The following is a 21,148-nucleotide window of genomic DNA, read 5'->3' on the forward strand; positions in this document are numbered from 1 at the left end:
TGCGGCTCGTGCTTACAGGCTACGGGCCACTTGGACTTTCTCGAACACTTCGATCTTGTCGCCGACTTTGACGTCGTTGTAGCTCTTCACACCGATCCCGCACTCCATGCCATTACGCACTTCGGAGGCATCGTCTTTGAAGCGACGCAGAGATTCCAGCTCGCCTTCGAAAATCACTACATCATCGCGCAGTACGCGGATCGGACGGTTACGGTAAACCGTACCCTCGACCACCATACAACCGGCGATCGCACCGAATTTCGGCGAACGGAACACGTCACGCACTTCAGCAATACCCAGGATGTTCTCGCGAACATCACTGCCGAGCATGCCGGTCAGGGCCTTCTTGACGTCTTCGATGATGTCGTAGATCACGTTGTAGTAACGCATATCCAGACCTTCCTGCTCGACGATCTTGCGCGCGCCGGCATCGGCACGCACGTTAAAGCCAAACAGTACAGCATTGGAGGCCAGCGCCAGGTTGGCATCGGACTCGGTGATACCACCGACGCCGCCACCGACCACACGCACCTGCACTTCATCGTTACCCAAGCCGCTGAGCGAGCCTTGCAGCGCTTCCAGAGAACCACGAACGTCGGATTTGAGGACGATGTTGAGCGTCTTCTTCTCTTCCTGCCCCATGTTCTCGAAGATGTTTTCCAGCTTGCCAGCGTGGGCACGGGCCAGTTTCACTTCGCGGAACTTGCCTTGACGGAACAGCGCGACTTCACGAGCTTTCTTCTCGTCAGCCAGCACGCTCATGTCGTCGCCCGCATCCGGGGTGCCGTCCAGGCCGAGAATCTCGACCGGAATCGACGGGCCGGCTTCTTTGATCGGCTTGCCATTCTCGTCGAGCATGGCGCGGATACGACCGTAGTTGGAGCCGATCAGCACCATGTCGCCTTGGCGCAGAGTACCGTCCTGAACCAGCACGGTCGCAACCGGGCCGCGGCCTTTATCCAGACGCGATTCAACCACAACACCACGGCCTGGGGCCGACGGAGTGGCTTTCAGCTCGAGAATTTCGGCCTGCAGCAACACGGCTTCCAGCAGTTCGTCGACACCGGTACCGACTTTCGCCGACACAGGAACGAACGGCGTATCACCACCCCACTCTTCCGAGGTCACACCGTGCACCGACAGCTCGCTACGAATGCGATCAAGGTCAGCGCCCGGCTTGTCGATCTTGTTCACGGCAACCACCAGCGGTACACCAGCGGCCTGGGCATGCTGAACAGCTTCAATGGTCTGCGGCATCACGCCGTCATCGGCTGCAACCACCAGAATCACGATATCGGTCGCCTTGGCACCACGGGCACGCATGGCGGTAAACGCGGCGTGACCCGGGGTGTCGAGGAAGGTGACCATGCCGCGTTCGGTTTCTACGTGGTAGGCACCGATGTGCTGGGTAATACCGCCGGCTTCGCCAGCCGCCACCTTGGCGCGGCGAATGTAGTCGAGCAGCGAGGTTTTACCGTGGTCAACGTGACCCATTACAGTCACAACCGGCGCACGGGCAAAGGTCTCGCCTTCGAACTTCAGCGACTCAGCCAGGGAGTCTTCCAGGGCGGTGTCGCTGACCAGGGTAACTTTGTGACCCAGCTCTTCAGCAACCAACTGGGCAGTTTCCTGATCCAGCACCTGGTTGATGGTCGCCGGGGTGCCCAGCTTGAACATGAACTTAATGATTTCAGCGGCCTTGACCGACATCTGCTGAGCGAGATCGCCCACCGTGATGGTCTCCCCGATCTTAACATCACGCACGATCGGACCCGTCGGGCTCTGGAAGCCGTGCTGGTTACGTTTCTTCAGCTTGGCCTTGCCGCGGCCACCGCGACGGAAGCCATCGCTTTCCTCATCGATGGTACGCGGAGCAACGCGCGGTGCCGGCGCCTTCTCTTTGACGGTAGGGCGATGCTGGGTGGTTTTGCGCTCACCACCACGACGATCGGCATCATCATTGCGTGCTTTGTCTGGACGACGCGGCTCGTCTTTCTTGCGCTCTTCGACAACCGGCGCGGTAACCACTGGAAGCTCGACATCAACAACCGGAGCGGCTTCGGCAGGCGCGTCAACAGCAGCAGGTGCGGCAGCCGGACGCTGAGCATCCTCAGCCGCGCGCTGCTTGGCTTCTTCTTCAGCCTTCAGGCGCGCCGCTTCGACAGCCGCACGCTGCTCAGCAAGCTCACGCTGCTTTTCAGCTTCGATCTCTTCGGCGCTGCGCTTGACGAAGGTTTTCTTCTTGCGCACTTCAACGCTAATGGTCTTGCTACCGGCAACCCGCAGGGTGCTGGTGGTCTTGCGCTGCAAAGTAATCTTGCGCGGCTCTTCGACCTTGTCGCCGTGACTGCTCTTGAGGTGGGCCAACAGGGCCTGCTTCTCACTGTCGGTCACTGCCTGCTCAGCACTGCTGTGCGGCAAACCCGCCTCACGCATTTGCTGCAGCAGTCGCTCAACCGGCGTATTGACCACTTGGGCCAGTTCTTTAACCGTGACTTGCGTCATGCATTTCTCTCCTCAGGCCGCAACTGCTTACTCGAACCAATGGGCTCGGGCGGCCATGATCAACTTGCCGGCTCGCTCAGCGTCGATACCGTCGATGTCGAGCAGGTCATCAATCGACTGCTCGGCCAGGTCTTCGCGGTTAATAACGCCGCGCACTGCCAGTTCATGCGCAAGCGCCTTATCCATCCCCTCAAGCGAGAGCAAGTCTTCGGCTGGGTGGGCATCTGCCAGCTTTTCCTCGTTGGCGATGGCTTTGGTCAGCAGGCGATCTTTGGCGCGAGCACGAAGCTCATTGACGATATCCTCGTCAAAACCATCGATGCTGAGCATCTCTTCCATCGGTACGTAGGCAATTTCTTCAAGGCTGGTGAAGCCCTCTTCGACTAACACCTGGGCAAGCTCTTCGTCGACTTCAAGCTCGTCGATAAAGCGCTGCAGGATATCGCCTGTTTCAGCTTGCTGTTTAGCCTGAATGTCCGCCTCGGTCATCACGTTCAGGGTCCAGCCAGTCAGCTGACTCGCCAAACGCACGTTCTGACCGCCGCGGCCAATGGCCTGAGCAAGGTTGTCTGCGCCAACGGCGATGTCCATGGCATGGGCATCTTCGTCGACAATGATGGCGGCCACTTCGGCGGGCGACATGGCGTTGATCACGAACTGCGCGGGGTTGTCGTCCCACAGCACGATGTCGACCCGCTCACCGGCCAACTCCCCAGAAACCGCCTGCACGCGCGAACCGCGCATACCGATACAGGCACCTTGCGGGTCGATACGTTTATCTTTGGAACGCACGGCCAGCTTGGCGCGCGAACCCGGATCACGGGACGCACCCATGACTTCGATCAGCTCTTCAGCGATTTCCGGCACTTCGATGCGGAACAACTCGATCAGCATTTCCGGCGCAGTACGCGACAGAATGAGTTGCGGGCCGCGGTTCTCGGTACGGATTTCCTTGAGCAGCGCACGCAGACGCACACCGACGCGGAAGGTTTCGCGGGAGATGATGTCTTCGCGAGCCAGCATGGCCTCGGCATTGTTACCCAGGTCAACGATCACGCTGTCACGGGTCACTTTCTTCACGGTGCCGGAGATGATTTCACCCAGACGCTCGCGATAGGCCTCAACCACCTGAGCACGCTCAGCTTCGCGAACCTTCTGCACAATCACCTGCTTCGCGGTTTGCGCAGCAATGCGGCCGAACTCGATGGATTCGATCTTCTCTTCCAGCACGTCGCCAACTTTGGCGTTGGCTTCGACCGCACGCGGCATGTCAGTGGTGACCTGATGTGCAGGATCATCAAAGTCACTTTCTTCAACCACTGTCCAGCAGCGGAATGTTTCGTAGCTTCCGTTGTGGCGGTTGATCACCACACGCAACTCGACCTCGTCCTCAAAACGCTTTTTGGTAGCAGTGGCCAGAGCCAGCTCCAGCGCTTCAAAAATTACGCCCGCCGGTACGCCCTTTTCGTTGGACACCGACTCAACAACCAGCAGTACTTCTTTGCTCATCGTACGCCTCGCCTTTCGCAATCCATTGGATCCGCGCTATCCGCGCCACTTGCGGGGGATCCGCGCCTCAATCAAACCTGGGGATAATGTTGGCCTTGTCGATCATGTCGATCGGCAACAGGAATTCATGGTCATCCACCTGCACCACCACGTCCTGCTCTTCCACACCGCGCAGAAGGCCCTGAAAGTTGCGTCGCCCTTCAAAAGGTGAGCGCAGCTTGATCTTTACCTGTTCACCAGCGTGGCCGGCGAACTGTTCAAGAGTGAACAGAGGTCGATCCATCCCTGGTGATGACACCTCAAGGGTGTACTCGGCACTGATCGGGTCCTCAACATCGAGTACACCACTGATCTGCCGACTGACAATTTCACAGTCTTCGATCACCACGCCGTCAGGCTGCTTATCAATATAAATCCGCAGCAGAGAATGCCGCCCTTGTGACAGGAACTCGACACCCCAACATTGGTAGCCAAGAGCCTCGACTACCGGGGCCACCAAGGCCTGCAACTGTTCTAGCTTGCTCGACACCTGAACCCCTCGCGCATGCTGTAAAAATAAAAAATGGGCGAATCGCCCATCATCAAACCGTCCTCTAAAGGCCGGGAAAGCTGTCATCCAGCTAGCAAAAAGCCCCTTAAAAGGGGCTCCTCTGCAACTCAATGCGGGGACTGGTTTTATCCAGCCAGCTTCGGATTAAACACCCGAGGAGCGACTTTGCTGCTCAATCCCACATCAAAGCTGGGGCCGGATTATACGATCGAACCTAACAATGGGTCAATCGATGTTCCAGCAACAAGAAGGCCCGCTTCGAGCGGGCCTTCCTGAAAATTGGTACCGAGGAGGGGACTCGAACCCCTACAGCCTATGGCCACTACCACCTCAAGGTAGCGTGTCTACCAATTCCACCACCTCGGCAAAATCGTTACTTGCATACAACTTACTGAGTGTTACTGCTGCTCGGGAGCCTGAGGTACGTCCACCGCTTCATTAGCCGGCTTAGCTGCATCCAGAACAGGTACATCTTCAACAGCTGGCTTAGCCTGTTGCACTTCCAAGACTGCCGGATCAGGCAAACCAACCTGAGCCATACCATCAGCTTTGTCTTTAGCAAAGAACGCTAAGCCTAAGCTAGTCATGAAAAAAGCGGTGGCGAGTATAGCAGTAACTCGACTCAAAAAGGTAGAGGAACCTTGGCTACCAAATACAGTAGCGGAAGCACCCGAACCAAAAGACGCACCCGCATCTGCACCCTTGCCCTGCTGCAGCAAAACCAGCGCAACAACACCAATGGCACCCAGCAGATGAAGAACAACGATAACTGTTTCCAGCATTTTCTCAGCTTCCTGCGGCACGACAAATCGCACCGAACTCATCCGCATTCAGAGAAGCCCCACCCACAAGCCCCCCATCGATATCCGGCATACCGAACAACTCGGCAGCACTGGCGGCCTTCACGCTGCCACCATAAAGAATTCTTACCTTGCCAGCCAACTCAGGACTTTTCGCCGCCAACTGCGCACGAATCGCCGCATGCACTTCCTGCGCCTGCGCAGGCGACGCAGTCAAACCAGTACCAATAGCCCAAACCGGCTCATAAGCGATAACCGCAGCGGAAAACACCTCGACACCCAAAGCATCAGTCACAGCAGACAACTGCGCCGCAACCACCTCAAGCGTCTGCCCCGCTTCACGCTGAGCCAGGGTCTCGCCGACACACAGCACTGGAAGCAAGCCCGAGGACTGCGCCACAGCAAATTTGCGCGTCACAACCTCATCGCTTTCGCCCAGCAGCAACCTACGTTCAGAGTGCCCCACCAATACCAGAGAGCAACGCAAATCCGCCAACTGACTTGATGCAACCTCACCCGTCAAAGCACCTTGCTGCAACTCAGTCGCGCAATTCTGCGCACCCACTGCCACAGCCTTGCCTGCCAGCCCATCAACAACCTGGGCTATATGCACGCAAGAGGGAAAAACCACAACATCCACACCGACAGGCAGGGCCTGCCGAGTGAGACCGTTGATCAGCTCTGCAACGCTGGCGCGGGTACCGTGCATTTTCCAGTTACCAGCAACCATTGGGCGACGCATGCTTTACCTCGTCGGTCAAAGAGGGCGCAGATGTTACCCAACAGATTCCCGAATGGCAAGCCGAATCAAGCACATACACCCGCAACAACTTTAGCCAACTCATCGGCATAGCCGCGAACCTGGCCTTCATCATCGCCTTCAACCATGACACGTACCAAGGGCTCGGTCCCAGATTTGCGCAATAACACACGACCGCGCCCCGCCATCTGCTCGGTCACTCGAGCACTGGCCTCCTGCACGGCAGGGTGCTCCAGCGGATCGACACCTCCGGCAAAACGCACATTCACCAACACCTGCGGACACTTCTGCATACCTAGGCGCGCCTCACCCAACGTCTGCCCACGACGCTTGAGCGCCATCAGCACTTGCAACGCTGCGATGATCGCATCGCCCGTGGTGGTGTGCTGCAGGCACAACAAGTGCCCGGAATTCTCGCCACCCAACTGCCAATTACGCGCCAGCAGCTCGGCGATCACATAGCGATCGCCAACCTTGGCCCGCGCAAAGGGAATACCCAAATCAGCCAAGGCTAATTCGAGCCCCAGATTACTCATTAACGTACCGACCACCCCACCCTGCAGCTTGCCGCGCTCCAGCAAATCGCGAGCAATGATGAACAGTAACTCATCACCATCCACCAGCGCACCGGAGTGATCGGCCATCAACACCCGATCCGCATCGCCATCGAAGGCGATACCCAGGTCCGCCTGCTGCGCCAACACCTCAGCCTGCAGCGCCTCGATATGCGTAGAACCACAGTTGTCATTAATGTTAAGGCCGTTTGGCTGCGCCGAAAGCACCGTGACATGCGCCCCCAACTCACGGAAGACACTCGGTGCAACCTTATAGGCAGCGCCATGCGCACAGTCCACCACCACTTTAAGGCCAGCAAAGCTTGTACTGCTTGGCACGCTACTTTTGCAGAATTCGATATAGCGCCCAGCGGCATCATTGATCCGCGACACCTTACCCAACTGCTCGGACTCCACCACACTCATCGGCGTATCGAGCAACTCTTCGATCATCAACTCGATCTCGTCCGGCAACTTGGTGCCCTGCCCCGAGAAGAACTTGATGCCATTGTCATGGTGCGGATTGTGCGAAGCACTGATAACAATACCGGCCTCGGCATGAAAGGTGCGGGTCAGGTAGGCAATAGCTGGCGTGGGCATTGGCCCTAAAAGCATTACATCGGCACCTGCCGCAGACAAACCCGCCTCCAGGGCCGACTCAAACATATAGCCGGAAATTCGCGTGTCCTTGCCGATCAGGATGCGGCACTTGCCCTGCTTGCGGAACGCCATGCCAGCCGCCCAGCCAAGCTTGAGCATGAAATCCGGTGTAATGGGAAAATCACCCACTCGCCCACGGATCCCGTCAGTACCAAAATATTTTCTAGCCATCCCACCAATCCCTCTAACTTATTCTGCCGCTTCAACTGCGGCGATCATGCGCACCACATCAACCGTTTCTGCCACATCATGCACACGCAGGATGTGGGCTCCCTTACTGACAGCCAGAGCAGCCAGCGCCAGACTGCCATACAAGCGCTCACCGACCTCGTGACCCAACACCTTGCCAATCATGCTTTTACGCGAAGCACCCACCAGTAGAGGACGGCCCAGCGCATGCAGAGCCTGGACATGCTTGAACAGCGACAAATTGTGCGCCAAGGTTTTCGCAAAGCCAAAACCCGGATCAAGAATGATCCGCTCAGCGACAATCCCAGCTGCTGCGCACGCAGCCATACGCTCAAGCAAAAAATCACGCACCTCGACTACAATATCTGCGTACTGAGCCCCCTGCTGCATGGTGCTCGGCTCACCGCGCATGTGCATCAGACACACGGGCAAGCCGCTATCGAATGCCGCATCGAGAGCACCATCACGCTGCAGTGAGCGCACATCATTGATAAGCCCCACCCCTAAGCGCGCGGTTTCTCGCATGACAGCTGGCGTCGACGTATCCACCGAGATAATCACATCCAACTCGGCAGCAATGGCCTCAACAATCGGCGCAACCCGCTCCAATTCCTCAACTGGAGAGACCGCGCACGCACCCGGGCGAGTCGACTCCCCCCAACATCAATCAGCGTCGCCCCAGCCCGCCACATCGCCTCAGCATGACGCAAGGCCGCATCACGCTGACCGTAGCGCCCGCCATCAGAGAAGGAGTCTGGGGTAACGTTGAGGATGCCCATCACTTGCGGACGGCTTAAATCAAGAAACCGGCTGCCACAGGGCAGCCGGTTAAAGGTAGGAACAACAGACATGAAGAACCTTAATGCTCAGCGGCAGGGCCACCAATGGGTTTTTCCGCAGATTCGGCTATCTCAACCGGAGCGGTTGGCGTGCCGTTATTGTCATCACCACCCTGCCAGCCCTTCGGATCACGCGGAGCCAGGCCATTCATGATGTCTTCGATCTGCTCGGCGTCGATGGTTTCGTACTTCATCAGCGCTTCCGCCATGGCATCAAGCTTGTCGCGATTTTCCTGCAACAGACGCTTGGCAGTGCCATAGCACTCATCAATAATGCTGCGCACTTCCAGATCAATCAGCTTGGCGGTATCTGCCGAGACGTTGCTCTGCTGGCTACCCATGCTGCGCCCCAAAAACACCTCACCCTCTTCTTCCGCATACATCAGTGGACCAAGCTTCTCAGACAAGCCCCACTTGGTCACCATGTTCTTAGCCAACTGAGTGGCGCGCATGATGTCGTTGGAAGCCCCCGTGGTTACACCATCAAAGCCAAGGGTCATTTCTTCGGCAATACGACCGCCGAACAACGAGCAGATCTGACTGATCAGCGCACGCTTGGAAAGGCTGTAGCGATCCTCCTCTGGGAGGAACATGGTCACGCCCAGGGCACGACCGCGGGGGATGATCGAAACCTTGTAGACCGGATCATGCTCAGGCACCAAACGACCAACGATGGCGTGACCGGCCTCATGGTACGCCGTGTTGAGCTTCTCCTTATCGGACATGACCATGGTCTTGCGCTCGGCACCCATCATGATCTTGTCTTTGGCCAGCTCGAACTCTTTCATCTCGACCAAACGCTTGCCTGCACGCGCAGCAAAGAGTGAAGCCTCGTTGACCAGATTGGCCAGATCAGCACCCGAGAAGCCGGGGGTGCCACGAGCGATCACGGCCGGAGCAACGTCTTCGCCCATCGGCACCTTGCGCATATGCACTTTCAGAATCTGCTCGCGACCACGGATATCCGGCAACCCCACTACCACCTGACGGTCGAAACGACCAGGACGCAACAGCGCCGGATCAAGCACATCAGGGCGGTTGGTGGCGGCAATCACGATGATGCCGTCGTTCATTTCAAAGCCGTCCATCTCTACCAGTAGCTGGTTGAGAGTCTGCTCACGCTCATCGTGACCGCCACCCATGCCAGCACCACGATGGCGACCTACAGCGTCGATCTCATCGATAAAGATGATGCAGGGTGCGTGCTTCTTGGCCTGCTCGAACATGTCACGCACACGACTGGCACCGACACCGACGAACATCTCGACAAAGTCCGAACCCGAAATGGTGAAGAACGGCACTTTGGCTTCGCCGGCAACAGCCTTGGCAAGCAATGTTTTACCGGTACCTGGCGAACCAACCATCAGCACGCCGCGCGGGATGCGACCGCCGAGGCGCTGGAACTTGCCTGGATCACGTAGAAATTCAACCAGCTCGCTGACTTCCTCCTTGGCCTCGTCGCAACCAGCGACGTCAGCGAAGGTGGTCTTGACCTGATCCTCGGAGAGTAGACGCGCCTTGGACTTGCCGAAGCTCATCGGTCCACCCTTACCGCCCGCACCGCCTTGCATCTGGCGCATGAAGAACATGAACACGGCAATAATCACCAGGATCGGGAAGCTGGCAACCAACAACTGGGTCCAGATGCTTTGCTGCTCAGGCTGCTTGCCGACGATCTCGACGTTGTTGTCCATCAAGTCCTTGATCAGACCGTTGTCCTGAATCGCCGGACGCACAGTCTCGAACGGCGAACCATCGATACGCGTGCCACTGATGGTGAAACCATCCACGGTCACGCGCTTGACGCTACCGCCCTGAACCTGCTGGATAAACTCCGAGTAGTTGAGTTTGTTCGACTCACTCGGGCTGGAGAAATTGTTCATCACCGTCACCAAGACAGCGGCGATGATCAGCCACAGGACCAGATTCTTTGCCATGTCGTTCAATTAACTACCCTCTGAAGCAGGCCCCGTGCCGAAGCGCACTTCGCATGACGACCAGTTATGTACCGATCTAACTTACTACACAACGCCCACTCCTGGCAGACGCCGTCTGTAACCCTTTATTTGTTCCAGGACCACAAGATCCAGAAACAAACCGCTATCTCAGCGCTAACCATCAAATGCCGCGGAAACCACGCGCCAACAAATACTGCTCACGCGAGCGATCGCGCGAAGAAAGCGGCTTGCGCATCTGCACTTTATCGAACATCTGGCGCACCTGTTTGTGGTACTGGTCGAAACCTTCGCCCTGGAAGATCTTGATCAGAAAGTCACCACCGGGCCGCAAGACTCGCGCCGACAGATCCAGAGCCAACTCACACAAGTACATGGCGCGCGGCTGATCCGACTCCCTTACACCACTCATATTGGGGGCCATATCGGAAATCACAAGGTCCACCTGATTATCCCCGATGGCGTCGAGTATCCGGGCAAACACCGCATCATCAGTAAAGTCGCCCTGAATGAAGGTGACATCAGGGATGCTGTCCATCTCCAGAATATCTGACGCGATCAGGCGACCTTTGTCACCGATCACCCGACTGGTGACCTGCGACCAACCGCCAGGGGCCGCACCCAGATCGACTACAGTGATACCAGGCCTGAGGATGCGATCCTTCTCCTGGATCTCCAATAGCTTGTAGCTGGCGCGCGAACGATAGCCATCCTTCTGCGCCATTTTGACGTAGGGGTCGTTGAAATGCTCTTTCAGCCAACCTTGACTGGTCTTGGAACGGGCCACGCAATACCTCGAACTGTGCAACGCATGAATATCTGGGCGGCCCCGAGGACGCTCGGGTAAACTAACTGCCGTTTTTTACCAGATTAAATGCAGGAATCAGATTATGCCGCTCACTCAAGAGCAGAAGAAACAATTCAAATCTATCGGCCACCACCTGAAGCCTGTATTGATCGTGGCAGACAATGGTTTGACCGAAGGTGTGCTGGCTGAACTGGAGCGCGCACTGAGCGATCATGAACTGATTAAAGTGCAATTACGCATCATCGAGCGTGAAGATCGCCTGGCCGCCATCAGCGAGCTGTGCAAAGCCGGCAATGCCGAGACCGTACAGGTGATCGGCAAGATGGCACTGATCTACCGCAAGAACCCCAAGGTGAACAAGAACCTGTCCAACGTGCATCGCCACCAGGGCTGATGCATATGCATGGCAAGGCGCACAACGTCTTGCCATGCACTGCCCAGACTAGTGCTTGCGGCGCAATCGATCCGGCACCGGCTGCAACACCAGCAACAAACCACAGAATGCCATCACCAAGTAACTGAACATCAACCAGAGTTCAGGCTCCGGCAACAGCAGGCGCACTGCAAAATAACTGCCGGCCATAACCGCCACAATCAGCAGTAGCTGACCGCGCATATCACGCCAAAGACTGTTCAATCGCCCCGCACGTAATAAAACCAGCACCTGCACGGCCACGCAGCTAGCGCTCAGACCGACCAACAATGGGCGCAGGGTATTACTGATTTCTTCTACCAGCAACGACGCCAGCCCCATCTTGCCAATCGCAGGCAGCAACAAAAAATGCAGCAACCACAGGCCGCCAACCCAGAGTGTCTGGGCAAGCAGCCAGCTGATTGCACCGGCATCCCGCGCACCGGGCTTAGAGATGGCGAACCTCGACGATCTCATATTCGAGCGCGCCACTGGGCGTCTGCACGACCACCACATCCCCTTCGTTCTTGCCGATCAAAGCACGCGCGATGGGTGAGCCAACGGAAATTTTGCGTTGCTTGATGTCCGCCTCGTCTTCACCAACGATCTGGTAGACCACACTTTCATCGGTCTCGCAGTTAGCGATCTCCACAGTGGTACCGAAAATCACCTTGCCGGTGTGCTCAATAGTGGTGACGTCAATGATCACCGCATTCTGCAGACGCCCCTCAATGTCACGGATACGCGCCTCAACCATGCCCTGCTGCTCGCGTGCGGCGTGGTATTCGGCGTTTTCCTTGAGGTCACCCAGCTCGCGCGCCGTGCCGATGTCCTGACTGAGCTTGGGGCGCACCACCTTGGTCAAATGCGCCAGTTCTTCTTCCAGGGCGCGCGCGCCCTGAACGGTCATGGGGTATTTGGTCATGCCTTGATTCCTGCATGCAGATCCTGCAGCCGGCGCACGGTCTTCTCGGGACCGAATTTCAGCGCCTCGCAGATCGCCTGCCCCGCCGCGATGGTGGTGGTGCAGTAGATCTTGTGCTGCAGAGCGTTACGACGGATGGAGTAGGAGTCAGCGATGGACTGACGGCCTTCGGTGGTGTTGATGATCAGGGTGACTTCGTCATTCTTGATCATGTCGACCACATGCGGACGGCCTTCGGTCACCTTGTTTACACGACGCACTGGCAAGCCAGCCGCCTCAATCAGCTTGGCGGTGCCGGCAGTGGCGACCACTTCAAAGCCCAGACCGATCAGGTCACGGGCCACGTCCGCCACCAGCGGCTTGTCGTCGTCACGCACACTGATGAAGGCACAACCAGAGTTCGGCAGAATTTCGCTGGCGCCCAGCTGGGCCTTGGCGAAGGCTTCACCGAAGGTATCACCGACCCCCATCACTTCACCGGTGGATTTCATCTCTGGACCGAGAATCGGGTCGACCCCTGGGAACTTGGCGAACGGGAATACCGCTTCCTTGACGCTGAAATACGGCGGGATGATTTCCTGGGTGTAACCCGCTTCAGCCAGGCTCTTGCCCGCCATAACGCGGGCAGCCACCTTGGCCAGGGACACCCCAACGCACTTGGAGACGAACGGCACGGTACGCGAGGCGCGCGGGTTGACTTCGATGACGAAGATATCTTCGCCCTGCACGGCCATCTGCACGTTCATCAGGCCGACCACGCCGAGCTCCAGAGCCATTTTCTTGACCTGCTCACGGATCTCGTCCTGGATGTGCATTGGCAGCGAGTACGGTGGCAGCGAGCAGGCCGAGTCACCGGAGTGCACACCGGCTTGTTCGATGTGCTGCATGATCGCGCCGATCACCACGGTTTCGCCGTCGCACACCGCATCCACGTCGACTTCAATGGCGCAGTTAAGAAAGTGGTCGAGCAATACCGGGCTGTCGTTGGACACTTTCACGGCTTCGCGCATGTAACGCTTGAGCTCGTCTTCCTGATAGACGATCTCCATGGCACGACCGCCCAGCACGTAGGACGGACGCACCACCAGCGGATAACCGATGGTCTTGGAGTGTGCCAGGGCTTCGTCTTCGCTACGCGCAGTGGCGTTAGCCGGTTGACGCAGGCCGAGGCGCTGAACCATCTGCTGGAAACGCTCGCGGTCTTCAGCGCGGTCGATGGCGTCTGGCGAAGTACCGATGATCGGCACGCCGGCCTCTTCCAGGGCGCGGCAGATCTTCAGCGGGGTCTGCCCACCGTACTGCACGATCACGCCTTTCGGCTGCTCGACGCGGACGATTTCCAGCACGTCCTCCAGAGTCACCGGCTCAAAATACAGGCGATCGGAGGTGTCGTAGTCAGTGGAGACGGTTTCCGGGTTGCAGTTGACCATGATGGTCTCGTAACCGTCTTCACGCATGGCCAGCGCGGCGTGTACGCAGCAGTAATCGAATTCAATGCCCTGACCGATACGGTTCGGCCCGCCACCGAGGATCATGATCTTGTCGCGGCTCGACGGATTGGCTTCGCACTCTTCCTCGTAGGTTGAGTACATGTAAGCCGTGTCAGTGGCAAATTCGGCCGCACAAGTGTCCACGCGCTTGTATACCGGCAGCACCTTCAACTTGTGCCGGTGGCTGCGCAGGGTTTTCTCGGTAACGCCCAGCAGCTTGGCCAAACGGATGTCGGAGAAGCCTTTGCGCTTGAGTTTGAACATCGAGTCGCGGTCGATACTGGACAGCGCCAGGGTCTTGATCCGCTCTTCGTCTTTGATCAGGTCTTCGATCTGCACCAGAAACCATTCGTCGATATTGGTCAGTTCAAAGACCTCAGCAACTGTTTTGCCGGCGCGGAAAGCGTCGGCGATGTACCAAATGCGGTCAGCGCTGGGCACGGTCAGTTCACGGCGCAGCGTACTTTCAGCTTCTGGGTCATTCAGGTCCAGCACGGGATCAAAGCCTGACACACCGACTTCCAGGCCGCGCAGGGCTTTCTGCAGAGACTCCTGGAAAGTGCGACCGATGGCCATCACTTCACCAACCGATTTCATCTGCGTAGTCAGGCGGGCGTCGGCTTTGGGGAATTTCTCGAACGCAAAGCGTGGGATTTTGGTCACGACGTAGTCGATGGCCGGCTCGAACGAAGCCGGGGTACGACCGCCGGTGATGTCGTTGGACAGCTCATCAAGGGTGTAGCCCACGGCCAGCTTGGCGGCGATCTTGGCGATCGGGAAGCCGGTGGCCTTGGAGGCCAGCGCCGAGGAACGTGACACGCGCGGGTTCATCTCGATCACCACCATACGGCCGGTGTTCGGGCAAATACCGAACTGCACGTTGGAGCCGCCGGTTTCCACACCGATTTCACGCAGCACCGCCAATGAGGCGTTACGCAGGATCTGGTATTCCTTGTCGGTCAGGGTTTGCGCCGGGGCCACAGTGATCGAGTCACCGGTGTGCACGCCCATCGGGTCGAAGTTTTCGATGGCACAGACGATGATGCAGTTGTCCTTCTTGTCGCGGACCACCTCCATCTCGTACTCCTTCCAGCCGATCAGGGATTCGTCGATCAGCAGCTCATTGGTCGGCGACAGGTCCAGACCGCGGGCGCAGATTTCTTCGAACTCTTCGCGGTTGTAGGCGATACCGCCACCGGTGCCTCCCATGGTAAAGGACGGACGAATGATGCACGGAAAGCCGACTTTCTCGAGTACGCCGTAGGCTTCTTCCATGTCGTGGGCGATTCCGGAAACCGGGCACGCCAGACCGATGTCTTTCATCGCCTTGTCGAAGCGCGAACGGTCTTCGGCCTTGTCGATAGTGTCGGCGTTGGCACCGATCATCTCGACGCCGAACTTTTCCAGGATGCCGTGCTTTTCCAGATCCAGGGCGCAGTTCAGCGCGGTCTGGCCGCCCATGGTCGGCAGCAGTGCGTCAGGGCGTTCCTTCTCGATGATCTTGGCCACAGTGGACCACTTGATCGGCTCGATGTAGGTGGCGTCCGCCATGGCCGGGTCGGTCATGATGGTGGCAGGATTGGAGTTGACCAGAATGACGCGGTAACCCTCTTCCTTCAGCGCTTTACACGCCTGGGCACCGGAATAGTCAAACTCGCAGGCCTGGCCGATAACGATCGGGCCAGCACCGAGGATCAGGATACTTTTAATGTCTGTACGCTTTGGCATGTTCTCTCTCTCGAATCCTTGGGTCAGTCGGCGGGCTTAACGGCGCTTGGCCATGGCTTCGATAAATCGGTCAAACAAGGGGGCTACGTCGTGCGGGCCAGGGCTGGCTTCAGGGTGACCCTGAAAGCTGAAGGCGTCCTTGTCGGTGCGTTCGATACCCTGCAGGGTGCCGTCGAACAGCGACTTGTGGGTGGCACGCAGATTGGCCGGCAGGCTCGGCTCGTCCACGGCAAAACCGTGGTTCTGACTGGTGATCATCACCACACCGGTTTTCAGGTCCTGCACCGGGTGGTTGGCACCGTGATGACCATGGCCCATTTTCAGGGTCTTGGCGCCCGAAGCCAGAGCCAGCAACTGGTGACCGAGGCAAATACCGAAGACCGGAATCTCTGTCTGCAGCACGTCCTTGATCGCCTGGATGGCGTAGTCGCACGGCTCAGGATCGCCTGGGCCATTGGAGAGGAACACGCCATCGGGATTCAGCGCCAGCACCTCGGCAGCCGGCGTCTGCGCCGGCACCACAGTCAGGCGGCAACCGCGCTCGACCAGCATGCGCAGGATGTTGGTCTTGACCCCGTAATCGTAAGCAACCACGTGGTAAGGCAGAGCACTGGCGGCGACTTCAGGATGGCTGTCGCTTTTCAGCTCCCAGGTGCTCGAACGCCACTCGTAACGGTCGGTGCAGCTGACTTCTTTGGCCAGGTCCATGCCTTTCAGCCCCGGGAAACTGCGCGCCAGCTCAAGGGCTTTTTCCTCGGTGGCGTCGTCGCCAACCAGGATGCAGCCATTCTGTGAGCCTTTTTCACGCAGGATGCGGGTAAGGCGACGGGTATCGATGCCGGCAATGGCAACGGTGCCGTTTTCCTTGAGGTACTCATCCAGCGGTTGTTTGTTGCGCCAGTTACTGGAGATCAACGGCAGATCGCGGATGATCAGGCCGGCAGCCCAGACGCGGTCTGACTCGGCATCTTCCGGCGTGGTGCCGGTGTTGCCGATGTGCGGATAAGTCAGGGTAACGATTTGCTGGGCATAGGAAGGATCGGTAAGGATTTCCTGATAGCCGGTCATGGCGGTGTTAAAAACCACCTCTCCAATAGTCTGGCCATCGGCACCGATGGCCTCGCCGCGAAAAATGCTGCCATCAGCAAGAGCCAGAATGGCAGGTTTAAGGGCTGGCTTACTCAAGAAAACCTCCGAAAATCAAAACGTGAAGCAAACGCAGATTGTAAAAAAGCGGGATGACGTATCGACCGTCACCCCGCTTTTTTATCTGATTCATTCTGCGCAACTTTAGTGGACACACTAAAGCAGAAAGCTTACAGGAAAGTCCTTTTTTGGTCCACCGCCAGTTGCAGGCAAGACACAGCGAAGGGGCCTTCCTGCGACAGCATGCCTCAGTTCAGACCGAGCACATCCTGCATGTCGTAAAACCCCGGCTGGCGATCCTGCAGCCAAAGAGCCGCACGCACCGCGCCTTTGGCGAAGGTCATACGGCTCGATGCCTTATGGGTAATCTCCACACGCTCACCATCAGCTGCGAACAGCACGGTGTGATCGCCGACTACGTCGCCAGCACGCACAGTGGCAAAGCCAATGGTTTCACGCTCACGCGTGCCGGTCTGACCTTCACGACCATACACCGCCACTTTCTGCAGATCACGCCCCAGCGCATTGGCCACTACTTCACCCATACGCAGCGCGGTGCCGGACGGCGCATCAACCTTGTGCCGGTGATGGGCTTCGATGATTTCGATATCCACATCATCACCCAGCACCCGCGCCGCAGTGTCGAGCAGTTTTAGGCACAGATTGACGCCGACACTGAAGTTGGCAGCGAACACGATCGGAATCTGCTTGCCCGCCTCGGCCAGCAGCTGTTTCTCCGCAGGAGAGAAACCGGTGGTACCAATGACCATGGCCTTGCCCGCCTGACGGCAGGCCTCTAGGTTTTTCAGGGTGACCGAAGGGTGCGTGAAATCGATCAGCACATCGAACTGATCCAGCACGGCATGCAGATCACCAGCCAGATTGACGCCTATCTTGCCCTGCGCCACCAGCTCACCGACATCTGCACCAACCAGACTGCTGTCGGCGCGATCAATCGCCGCGCTCAGGCGCGCACCATCAACCAACTGCACAGCCTCGATCAGGGTCTTGCCCATGCGCCCGGCGGCGCCCATCACAGCAATACGTTGCATAACCATCCGCTCCAAACTGTCGCAACAGGCGACTACCCCCGCAACGCGGTCAAGGCAGCCACCCATCAACAGGATTTACAGGTCGCCAAAGAAGCGCTTAACACCCTCGAACCAGCCATTGGCTTTCGGCGAATGCGAGCTGTCGCCTTCCAGGGTCTTGCGGAACTCATCGAGCAGTTCGCGCTGGCGACGATCCAGGTTGACCGGAGTCTCCACCGCCACCTTGCACATCAGATCACCCGCACCGCCACCACGCACCGGCGCCACGCCCTTGCCACGCAAGCGGAACATCTTGCCAGTCTGGGTGCCTTCTGGAATCTTCAGCTTGACCCGCCCATCCAGGGTCGGCACTTCCAACTCGCCACCCAGCGCCGCATCGGCAAAGCTGATCGGCACTTCGCAGTACAGGTGTTTGCCATCACGCTGGAAGATCGCGTGCTCGCGCACATTCACCACCACGTACAGGTCGCCCGCCGGGCCACCCATGGCACCCGCTTCACCTTCGCCGGAGAGCCGGATACGGTCGCCGGTATCCACGCCCGCCGGCACTTTCACCGACAGGGTCTTGTGCTCTTCCACACGACCATGGCCGTGGCAGGAACCGCACGGATCGGTGATCATCTTGCCGCTACCGTGGCAACGCGGGCAGGTCTGCTGCACCGAGAAGAAGCCCTGTTGCATGCGCACCTGGCCGATACCGCCACAAGTGGTACAGGTCACCGGACTGGTACCCTTCTTCGCACCCGAACCATCGCAGGTTTTGCAGTTGACCAGCGTCGGCACGCGAATAGTCACCGTGGTGCCACGCACCGCTTCTTCCAGGTCCAGTTCCAGGGTGTAACGCAGGTCACTGCCGCGCTGCGCACCGCCGCGTTGGCCACCACGACCACCGCCACCACCGAAGAAATCGCTGAACACATCGCCAAAAATATCGGAGAAATTCGCCCCACCGAAGCCCGCACCACCGGCTCCACCACCCATTTGCGGATCAACACCGGCATGGCCATACTGGTCATAGGCCGACCGTTTGGCAGCATCGGAGAGCACTTCGTAAGCCTCGTTGGCTTCCTTGAACTTCTCTTCCGAGGCTTTATCGTCGGGATTGCGGTCCGGGTGGTACTTCATAGCCAGGCGGCGGTAAGCCTTTTTCAGCTCCGCTTCGCTGGCACCGCGCTCGACACCGAGCACCTCGTAATAGTCACGTTTAGCCATAAGTCTTCAACACCTTCAAATCGTCTACTCCAGACACGCCAACGCGGGAGCAAGCTCCCGCGCGGCGGATCATGCCGGACGTGACTTGCGCCACGCCTGGCCAGAGCGGCATAAGCTTGCGCTTACTTGTTGTCTTTGACCTCTTCGAACTCAGCATCGACCACGTCGTCCGCTGCGTCCTTGGCTTGCTCACCACCGGCCGCCTGGGCACCCGGCTGCGGCTGCTCGGCGTACATTTTTTGCGCCAGCGGGGCAGTTACTTCGGACAGCGCCGTCATCTTCGCTTCGATCTCGGCTTTGTCGTCGCCCTTCACGGCCGCTTCCAGTGCCGACACAGCCGCCTCGATGGCTGTTTTCTCTTCCGCAGTGGCTTTATCACCCGCTTCAGTGATCATCTTGCGGGTGGCGTGCACCAACTGGTCGCCCTGGTTGCGCGCACCGGCCAACTCTTCGAACTTGCGATCTTCCTCGGCATTGGCTTCGGCATCACGCACCATCTGCTGGATTTCTTCCTCGGACAGACCGGAGTTGGCCTTGATCACGATGGACTGCGACTTGCCAGTGGCTTTGTCCTTCGCGCTGACGTGCAGGATGCCGTTAGCGTCGATGTCGAAAGTCACTTCGATCTGCGGCACACCGCGCGGCGCCGGCGGAATCTCGGCCAGGTCGAATTTACCCAGCGATTTGTTACCGCTGGCCTGCTTACGCTCACCTTGCAGTACGTGAATAGTCACCGCACCCTGGTTGTCGTCAGCAGTGGAGAACACCTGCGACTTCTTGGTCGGAATCGTAGTGTTCTTCTCGATCAGCGCAGTCATCACGCCGCCCATGGTTTCGATACCCAGGGTCAGCGGACTGACGTCCAGCAGGAGCACGTCCTTGACGTCACCGGCCAGTACCGCCCCCTGAATGGCCGCACCCATGGCCACGGCTTCGTCCGGGTTAACGTCCTTGCGTGCTTCCTTGCCGAAGAAATCAGCCACGGTTTTCTGCACCAGCGGCATACGGGTCTGACCACCGACCAGAATCACGTCGTTAATCGAACCCACATCGATACCAGCATCTTTCAGCGCGATGCGGCAAGGCTCGATGGTGCGCTGCACCAGATCCTCAACCAGGGCTTCCAGCTTGGCACGGGAAATTTTCACATTGAGGTGCTTCGGCCCAGTCGCGTCCGCCGTGATGTACGGCAGGTTGACGTCAGTCGACTGGCTGGAAGACAGCTCGATCTTGGCTTTTTCAGCAGCTTCTTTCAGACGCTGCATGGCCAGCGGGTCACCTTTGAGGTTCATGCCGCTTTCTTTCTTGAACTCGTCAACGAGGTAGTCGATCAGACGAATGTCAAAGTCCTCACCGCCGAGGAAGGTGTCACCGTTGGTCGCCAGCACTTCGAACTGGTGCTCGCCATCGACTTCAGCGATCTCGATCACCGACACGTCGAAGGTACCACCACCCAGGTCATAGACGATCACGGTGTGGTCGCCCTTGGCCTTGTCCATACCGTAAGCCAGAGCGGCTGCGGTCGGCTCGTTGATGATGCGTTTGACGTCCAGCCCCGCGATACGGCCGGCGTCTTTGGTGGCCTGACGCTGGCTGTCGTTGAAATACGCAGGAACGGTGATTACCGCTTCGGTCACTGACTCGCCGAGGTAGTCTTCGGCGGTCTTCTTCATTTTCTTCAGCACTTCGGCGCTGATTTGCGGCGGTGCCATTTTCTGGCCGTTAACCTCAACCCAGGCGTCCCCGTTGTCAGCCTTGGCGATCTTGTAAGGCACCATTTGGATGTCTTTCTGCACGACATCCTCTTCAAAACGACGACCGATCAGACGCTTTACCGCATACAGGGTGTTGTGCGGGTTGGTCACTGCCTGACGCTTGGCCGACTGACCTACCAGGATTTCGCCATCATTGGCGTAAGCGATGATCGACGGCGTGGTGCGCGCGCCTTCGGCGTTCTCGATAACCTTGACGGTGCCGTTTTCCAGAATAGAGACGCAGGAGTTGGTGGTCCCCAGGTCGATACCAATAATTTTGCCCATCTTCACTCTCCCGAA

At 58.1% G+C, this 21,148-nt stretch carries 16 protein-coding genes, 1 tRNA gene and 1 pseudogene; 1 reads left to right on the top strand and 17 read right to left on the bottom strand.

Features of this window, described 5'->3' with window-relative positions:
• Positions 1-12: 12 nt before the first annotated feature.
• From infB to rlmE, 10 genes and pseudogenes are all read right to left on the bottom strand, one after another.
• Positions 13-2,505: a translation initiation factor IF-2 gene (infB, locus tag OU997_RS02695; protein WP_108486142.1), complete on the bottom strand. Its 2,493-nt coding sequence runs from the start codon at positions 2,503-2,505 to the stop codon at positions 13-15.
• A 27-nt stretch (positions 2,506-2,532) separates the two neighbouring features.
• Positions 2,533-4,014 (bottom strand): transcription termination factor NusA, encoded by a 1,482-nt coding sequence (gene nusA, locus OU997_RS02700; RefSeq protein WP_233686448.1) that lies wholly within the window; start codon positions 4,012-4,014, stop codon positions 2,533-2,535.
• 67 nt (positions 4,015-4,081) lie between these two features.
• Positions 4,082-4,543 (bottom strand): ribosome maturation factor RimP, encoded by a 462-nt coding sequence (rimP, locus tag OU997_RS02705; protein WP_108489550.1) that lies wholly within the window; start codon positions 4,541-4,543, stop codon positions 4,082-4,084.
• Positions 4,544-4,844: 301 nt separating this feature from the next.
• A tRNA-Leu gene (locus OU997_RS02710) sits at positions 4,845-4,930 on the bottom strand.
• A 32-nt stretch (positions 4,931-4,962) separates the two neighbouring features.
• Positions 4,963-5,346, bottom strand: a complete 384-nt coding sequence (gene secG / locus OU997_RS02715; protein WP_108489549.1) for a preprotein translocase subunit SecG — start codon at positions 5,344-5,346, stop codon at positions 4,963-4,965.
• 4 nt (positions 5,347-5,350) lie between these two features.
• Positions 5,351-6,106 (bottom strand): triose-phosphate isomerase, encoded by a 756-nt coding sequence (gene tpiA / locus OU997_RS02720; protein ID WP_108489548.1) that lies wholly within the window; start codon positions 6,104-6,106, stop codon positions 5,351-5,353.
• A 65-nt stretch (positions 6,107-6,171) separates the two neighbouring features.
• Positions 6,172-7,509, bottom strand: a complete 1,338-nt coding sequence (gene glmM, locus OU997_RS02725) for a phosphoglucosamine mutase (RefSeq protein ID WP_108489547.1) — start codon at positions 7,507-7,509, stop codon at positions 6,172-6,174.
• A gap of 18 nt (positions 7,510-7,527) precedes the next feature.
• Positions 7,528-8,378 (bottom strand): annotated as a pseudogene (folP, locus tag OU997_RS02730) (dihydropteroate synthase).
• An 8-nt stretch (positions 8,379-8,386) separates the two neighbouring features.
• Positions 8,387-10,303, bottom strand: coding sequence for an ATP-dependent zinc metalloprotease FtsH (gene ftsH, locus OU997_RS02735; RefSeq protein WP_267808850.1), 1,917 nt, complete (start codon positions 10,301-10,303; stop codon positions 8,387-8,389).
• Positions 10,304-10,484: 181 nt separating this feature from the next.
• Entirely contained in the window at positions 10,485-11,108 is a 624-nt protein-coding gene (gene rlmE, locus OU997_RS02740) for a 23S rRNA (uridine(2552)-2'-O)-methyltransferase RlmE (protein ID WP_108489544.1), read from the bottom strand.
• Positions 11,109-11,211: 103 nt separating this feature from the next.
• Between rlmE and yhbY the strand changes: the two genes are divergently transcribed.
• Positions 11,212-11,523 (top strand): ribosome assembly RNA-binding protein YhbY, encoded by a 312-nt coding sequence (gene yhbY / locus OU997_RS02745; protein WP_108489543.1) that lies wholly within the window; start codon positions 11,212-11,214, stop codon positions 11,521-11,523.
• A gap of 48 nt (positions 11,524-11,571) precedes the next feature.
• On the opposite strand, the gene OU997_RS02750 is transcribed toward yhbY, so the two are convergent.
• From OU997_RS02750 to dnaK, 7 genes are all read right to left on the bottom strand, one after another.
• Positions 11,572-12,018, bottom strand: a complete 447-nt coding sequence (locus OU997_RS02750; protein WP_267808851.1) for a DUF4149 domain-containing protein — start codon at positions 12,016-12,018, stop codon at positions 11,572-11,574.
• Positions 11,990-12,466: a transcription elongation factor GreA gene (gene greA, locus OU997_RS02755; protein ID WP_108490542.1), complete on the bottom strand. Its 477-nt coding sequence runs from the start codon at positions 12,464-12,466 to the stop codon at positions 11,990-11,992. The genes OU997_RS02750 and greA overlap by 29 nt, the downstream gene beginning before the upstream one ends.
• Positions 12,463-15,684 carry a carbamoyl-phosphate synthase large subunit gene (carB, locus tag OU997_RS02760; RefSeq protein WP_267808853.1) on the bottom strand — a complete coding sequence of 1,074 codons (3,222 nt, stop codon included), beginning with the start codon at positions 15,682-15,684 and terminating at the stop codon, positions 12,463-12,465. Before carB ends, greA begins: the two co-directional genes overlap by 4 nt.
• 36 nt (positions 15,685-15,720) lie before the next feature.
• A complete protein-coding gene (gene carA, locus OU997_RS02765; protein ID WP_108488859.1) occupies positions 15,721-16,869 on the bottom strand; it encodes a glutamine-hydrolyzing carbamoyl-phosphate synthase small subunit in 1,149 nt (382 codons plus the stop codon).
• Between the two features lie 209 nt (positions 16,870-17,078).
• Positions 17,079-17,882 (bottom strand): 4-hydroxy-tetrahydrodipicolinate reductase, encoded by an 804-nt coding sequence (dapB, locus tag OU997_RS02770; protein WP_267808856.1) that lies wholly within the window; start codon positions 17,880-17,882, stop codon positions 17,079-17,081.
• A gap of 75 nt (positions 17,883-17,957) precedes the next feature.
• The gene (dnaJ, locus tag OU997_RS02775) at positions 17,958-19,094 is read right to left on the bottom strand and encodes a molecular chaperone DnaJ (RefSeq protein ID WP_108488861.1); all 1,137 of its coding nucleotides are present in this window, start codon (positions 19,092-19,094) and stop codon (positions 17,958-17,960) included.
• A gap of 122 nt (positions 19,095-19,216) precedes the next feature.
• On the bottom strand, positions 19,217-21,133 hold the full coding sequence (gene dnaK, locus OU997_RS02780; RefSeq protein WP_108488862.1) for a molecular chaperone DnaK: 1,917 nt from the start codon (positions 21,131-21,133) through the stop codon (positions 19,217-19,219).
• Between the last annotated feature and the right edge of the window lie 15 nt (positions 21,134-21,148).

It is taken from the genome of Pseudomonas sp. SL4(2022) (genome assembly GCF_026625725.1).
Classification (GTDB): domain Bacteria; phylum Pseudomonadota; class Gammaproteobacteria; order Pseudomonadales; family Pseudomonadaceae; genus Aquipseudomonas.

Coding starts and splice junctions, on each gene's coding strand:
- infB (WP_108486142.1), bottom strand. CDS start 2,505: ATGACGCAAGTCACGGTTAAAGAACTGGCCCAAGTGGTCAATACGCCG.
- nusA (WP_233686448.1), bottom strand. CDS start 4,014: ATGAGCAAAGAAGTACTGCTGGTTGTTGAGTCGGTGTCCAACGAAAAG.
- secG (WP_108489549.1), bottom strand. CDS start 5,346: ATGCTGGAAACAGTTATCGTTGTTCTTCATCTGCTGGGTGCCATTGGT.
- tpiA (WP_108489548.1), bottom strand. CDS start 6,106: ATGCGTCGCCCAATGGTTGCTGGTAACTGGAAAATGCACGGTACCCGC.
- glmM (WP_108489547.1), bottom strand. CDS start 7,509: ATGGCTAGAAAATATTTTGGTACTGACGGGATCCGTGGGCGAGTGGGT.
- ftsH (WP_267808850.1), bottom strand. CDS start 10,303: ATGGCAAAGAATCTGGTCCTGTGGCTGATCATCGCCGCTGTCTTGGTG.
- yhbY (WP_108489543.1), top strand. CDS start 11,212: ATGCCGCTCACTCAAGAGCAGAAGAAACAATTCAAATCTATCGGCCAC.
- OU997_RS02750 (WP_267808851.1), bottom strand. CDS start 12,018: ATGAGATCGTCGAGGTTCGCCATCTCTAAGCCCGGTGCGCGGGATGCC.
- greA (WP_108490542.1), bottom strand. CDS start 12,466: ATGACCAAATACCCCATGACCGTTCAGGGCGCGCGCGCCCTGGAAGAA.
- carB (WP_267808853.1), bottom strand. CDS start 15,684: ATGCCAAAGCGTACAGACATTAAAAGTATCCTGATCCTCGGTGCTGGC.
- dapB (WP_267808856.1), bottom strand. CDS start 17,882: ATGCAACGTATTGCTGTGATGGGCGCCGCCGGGCGCATGGGCAAGACC.
- dnaJ (WP_108488861.1), bottom strand. CDS start 19,094: ATGGCTAAACGTGACTATTACGAGGTGCTCGGTGTCGAGCGCGGTGCC.
- dnaK (WP_108488862.1), bottom strand. CDS start 21,133: ATGGGCAAAATTATTGGTATCGACCTGGGGACCACCAACTCCTGCGTC.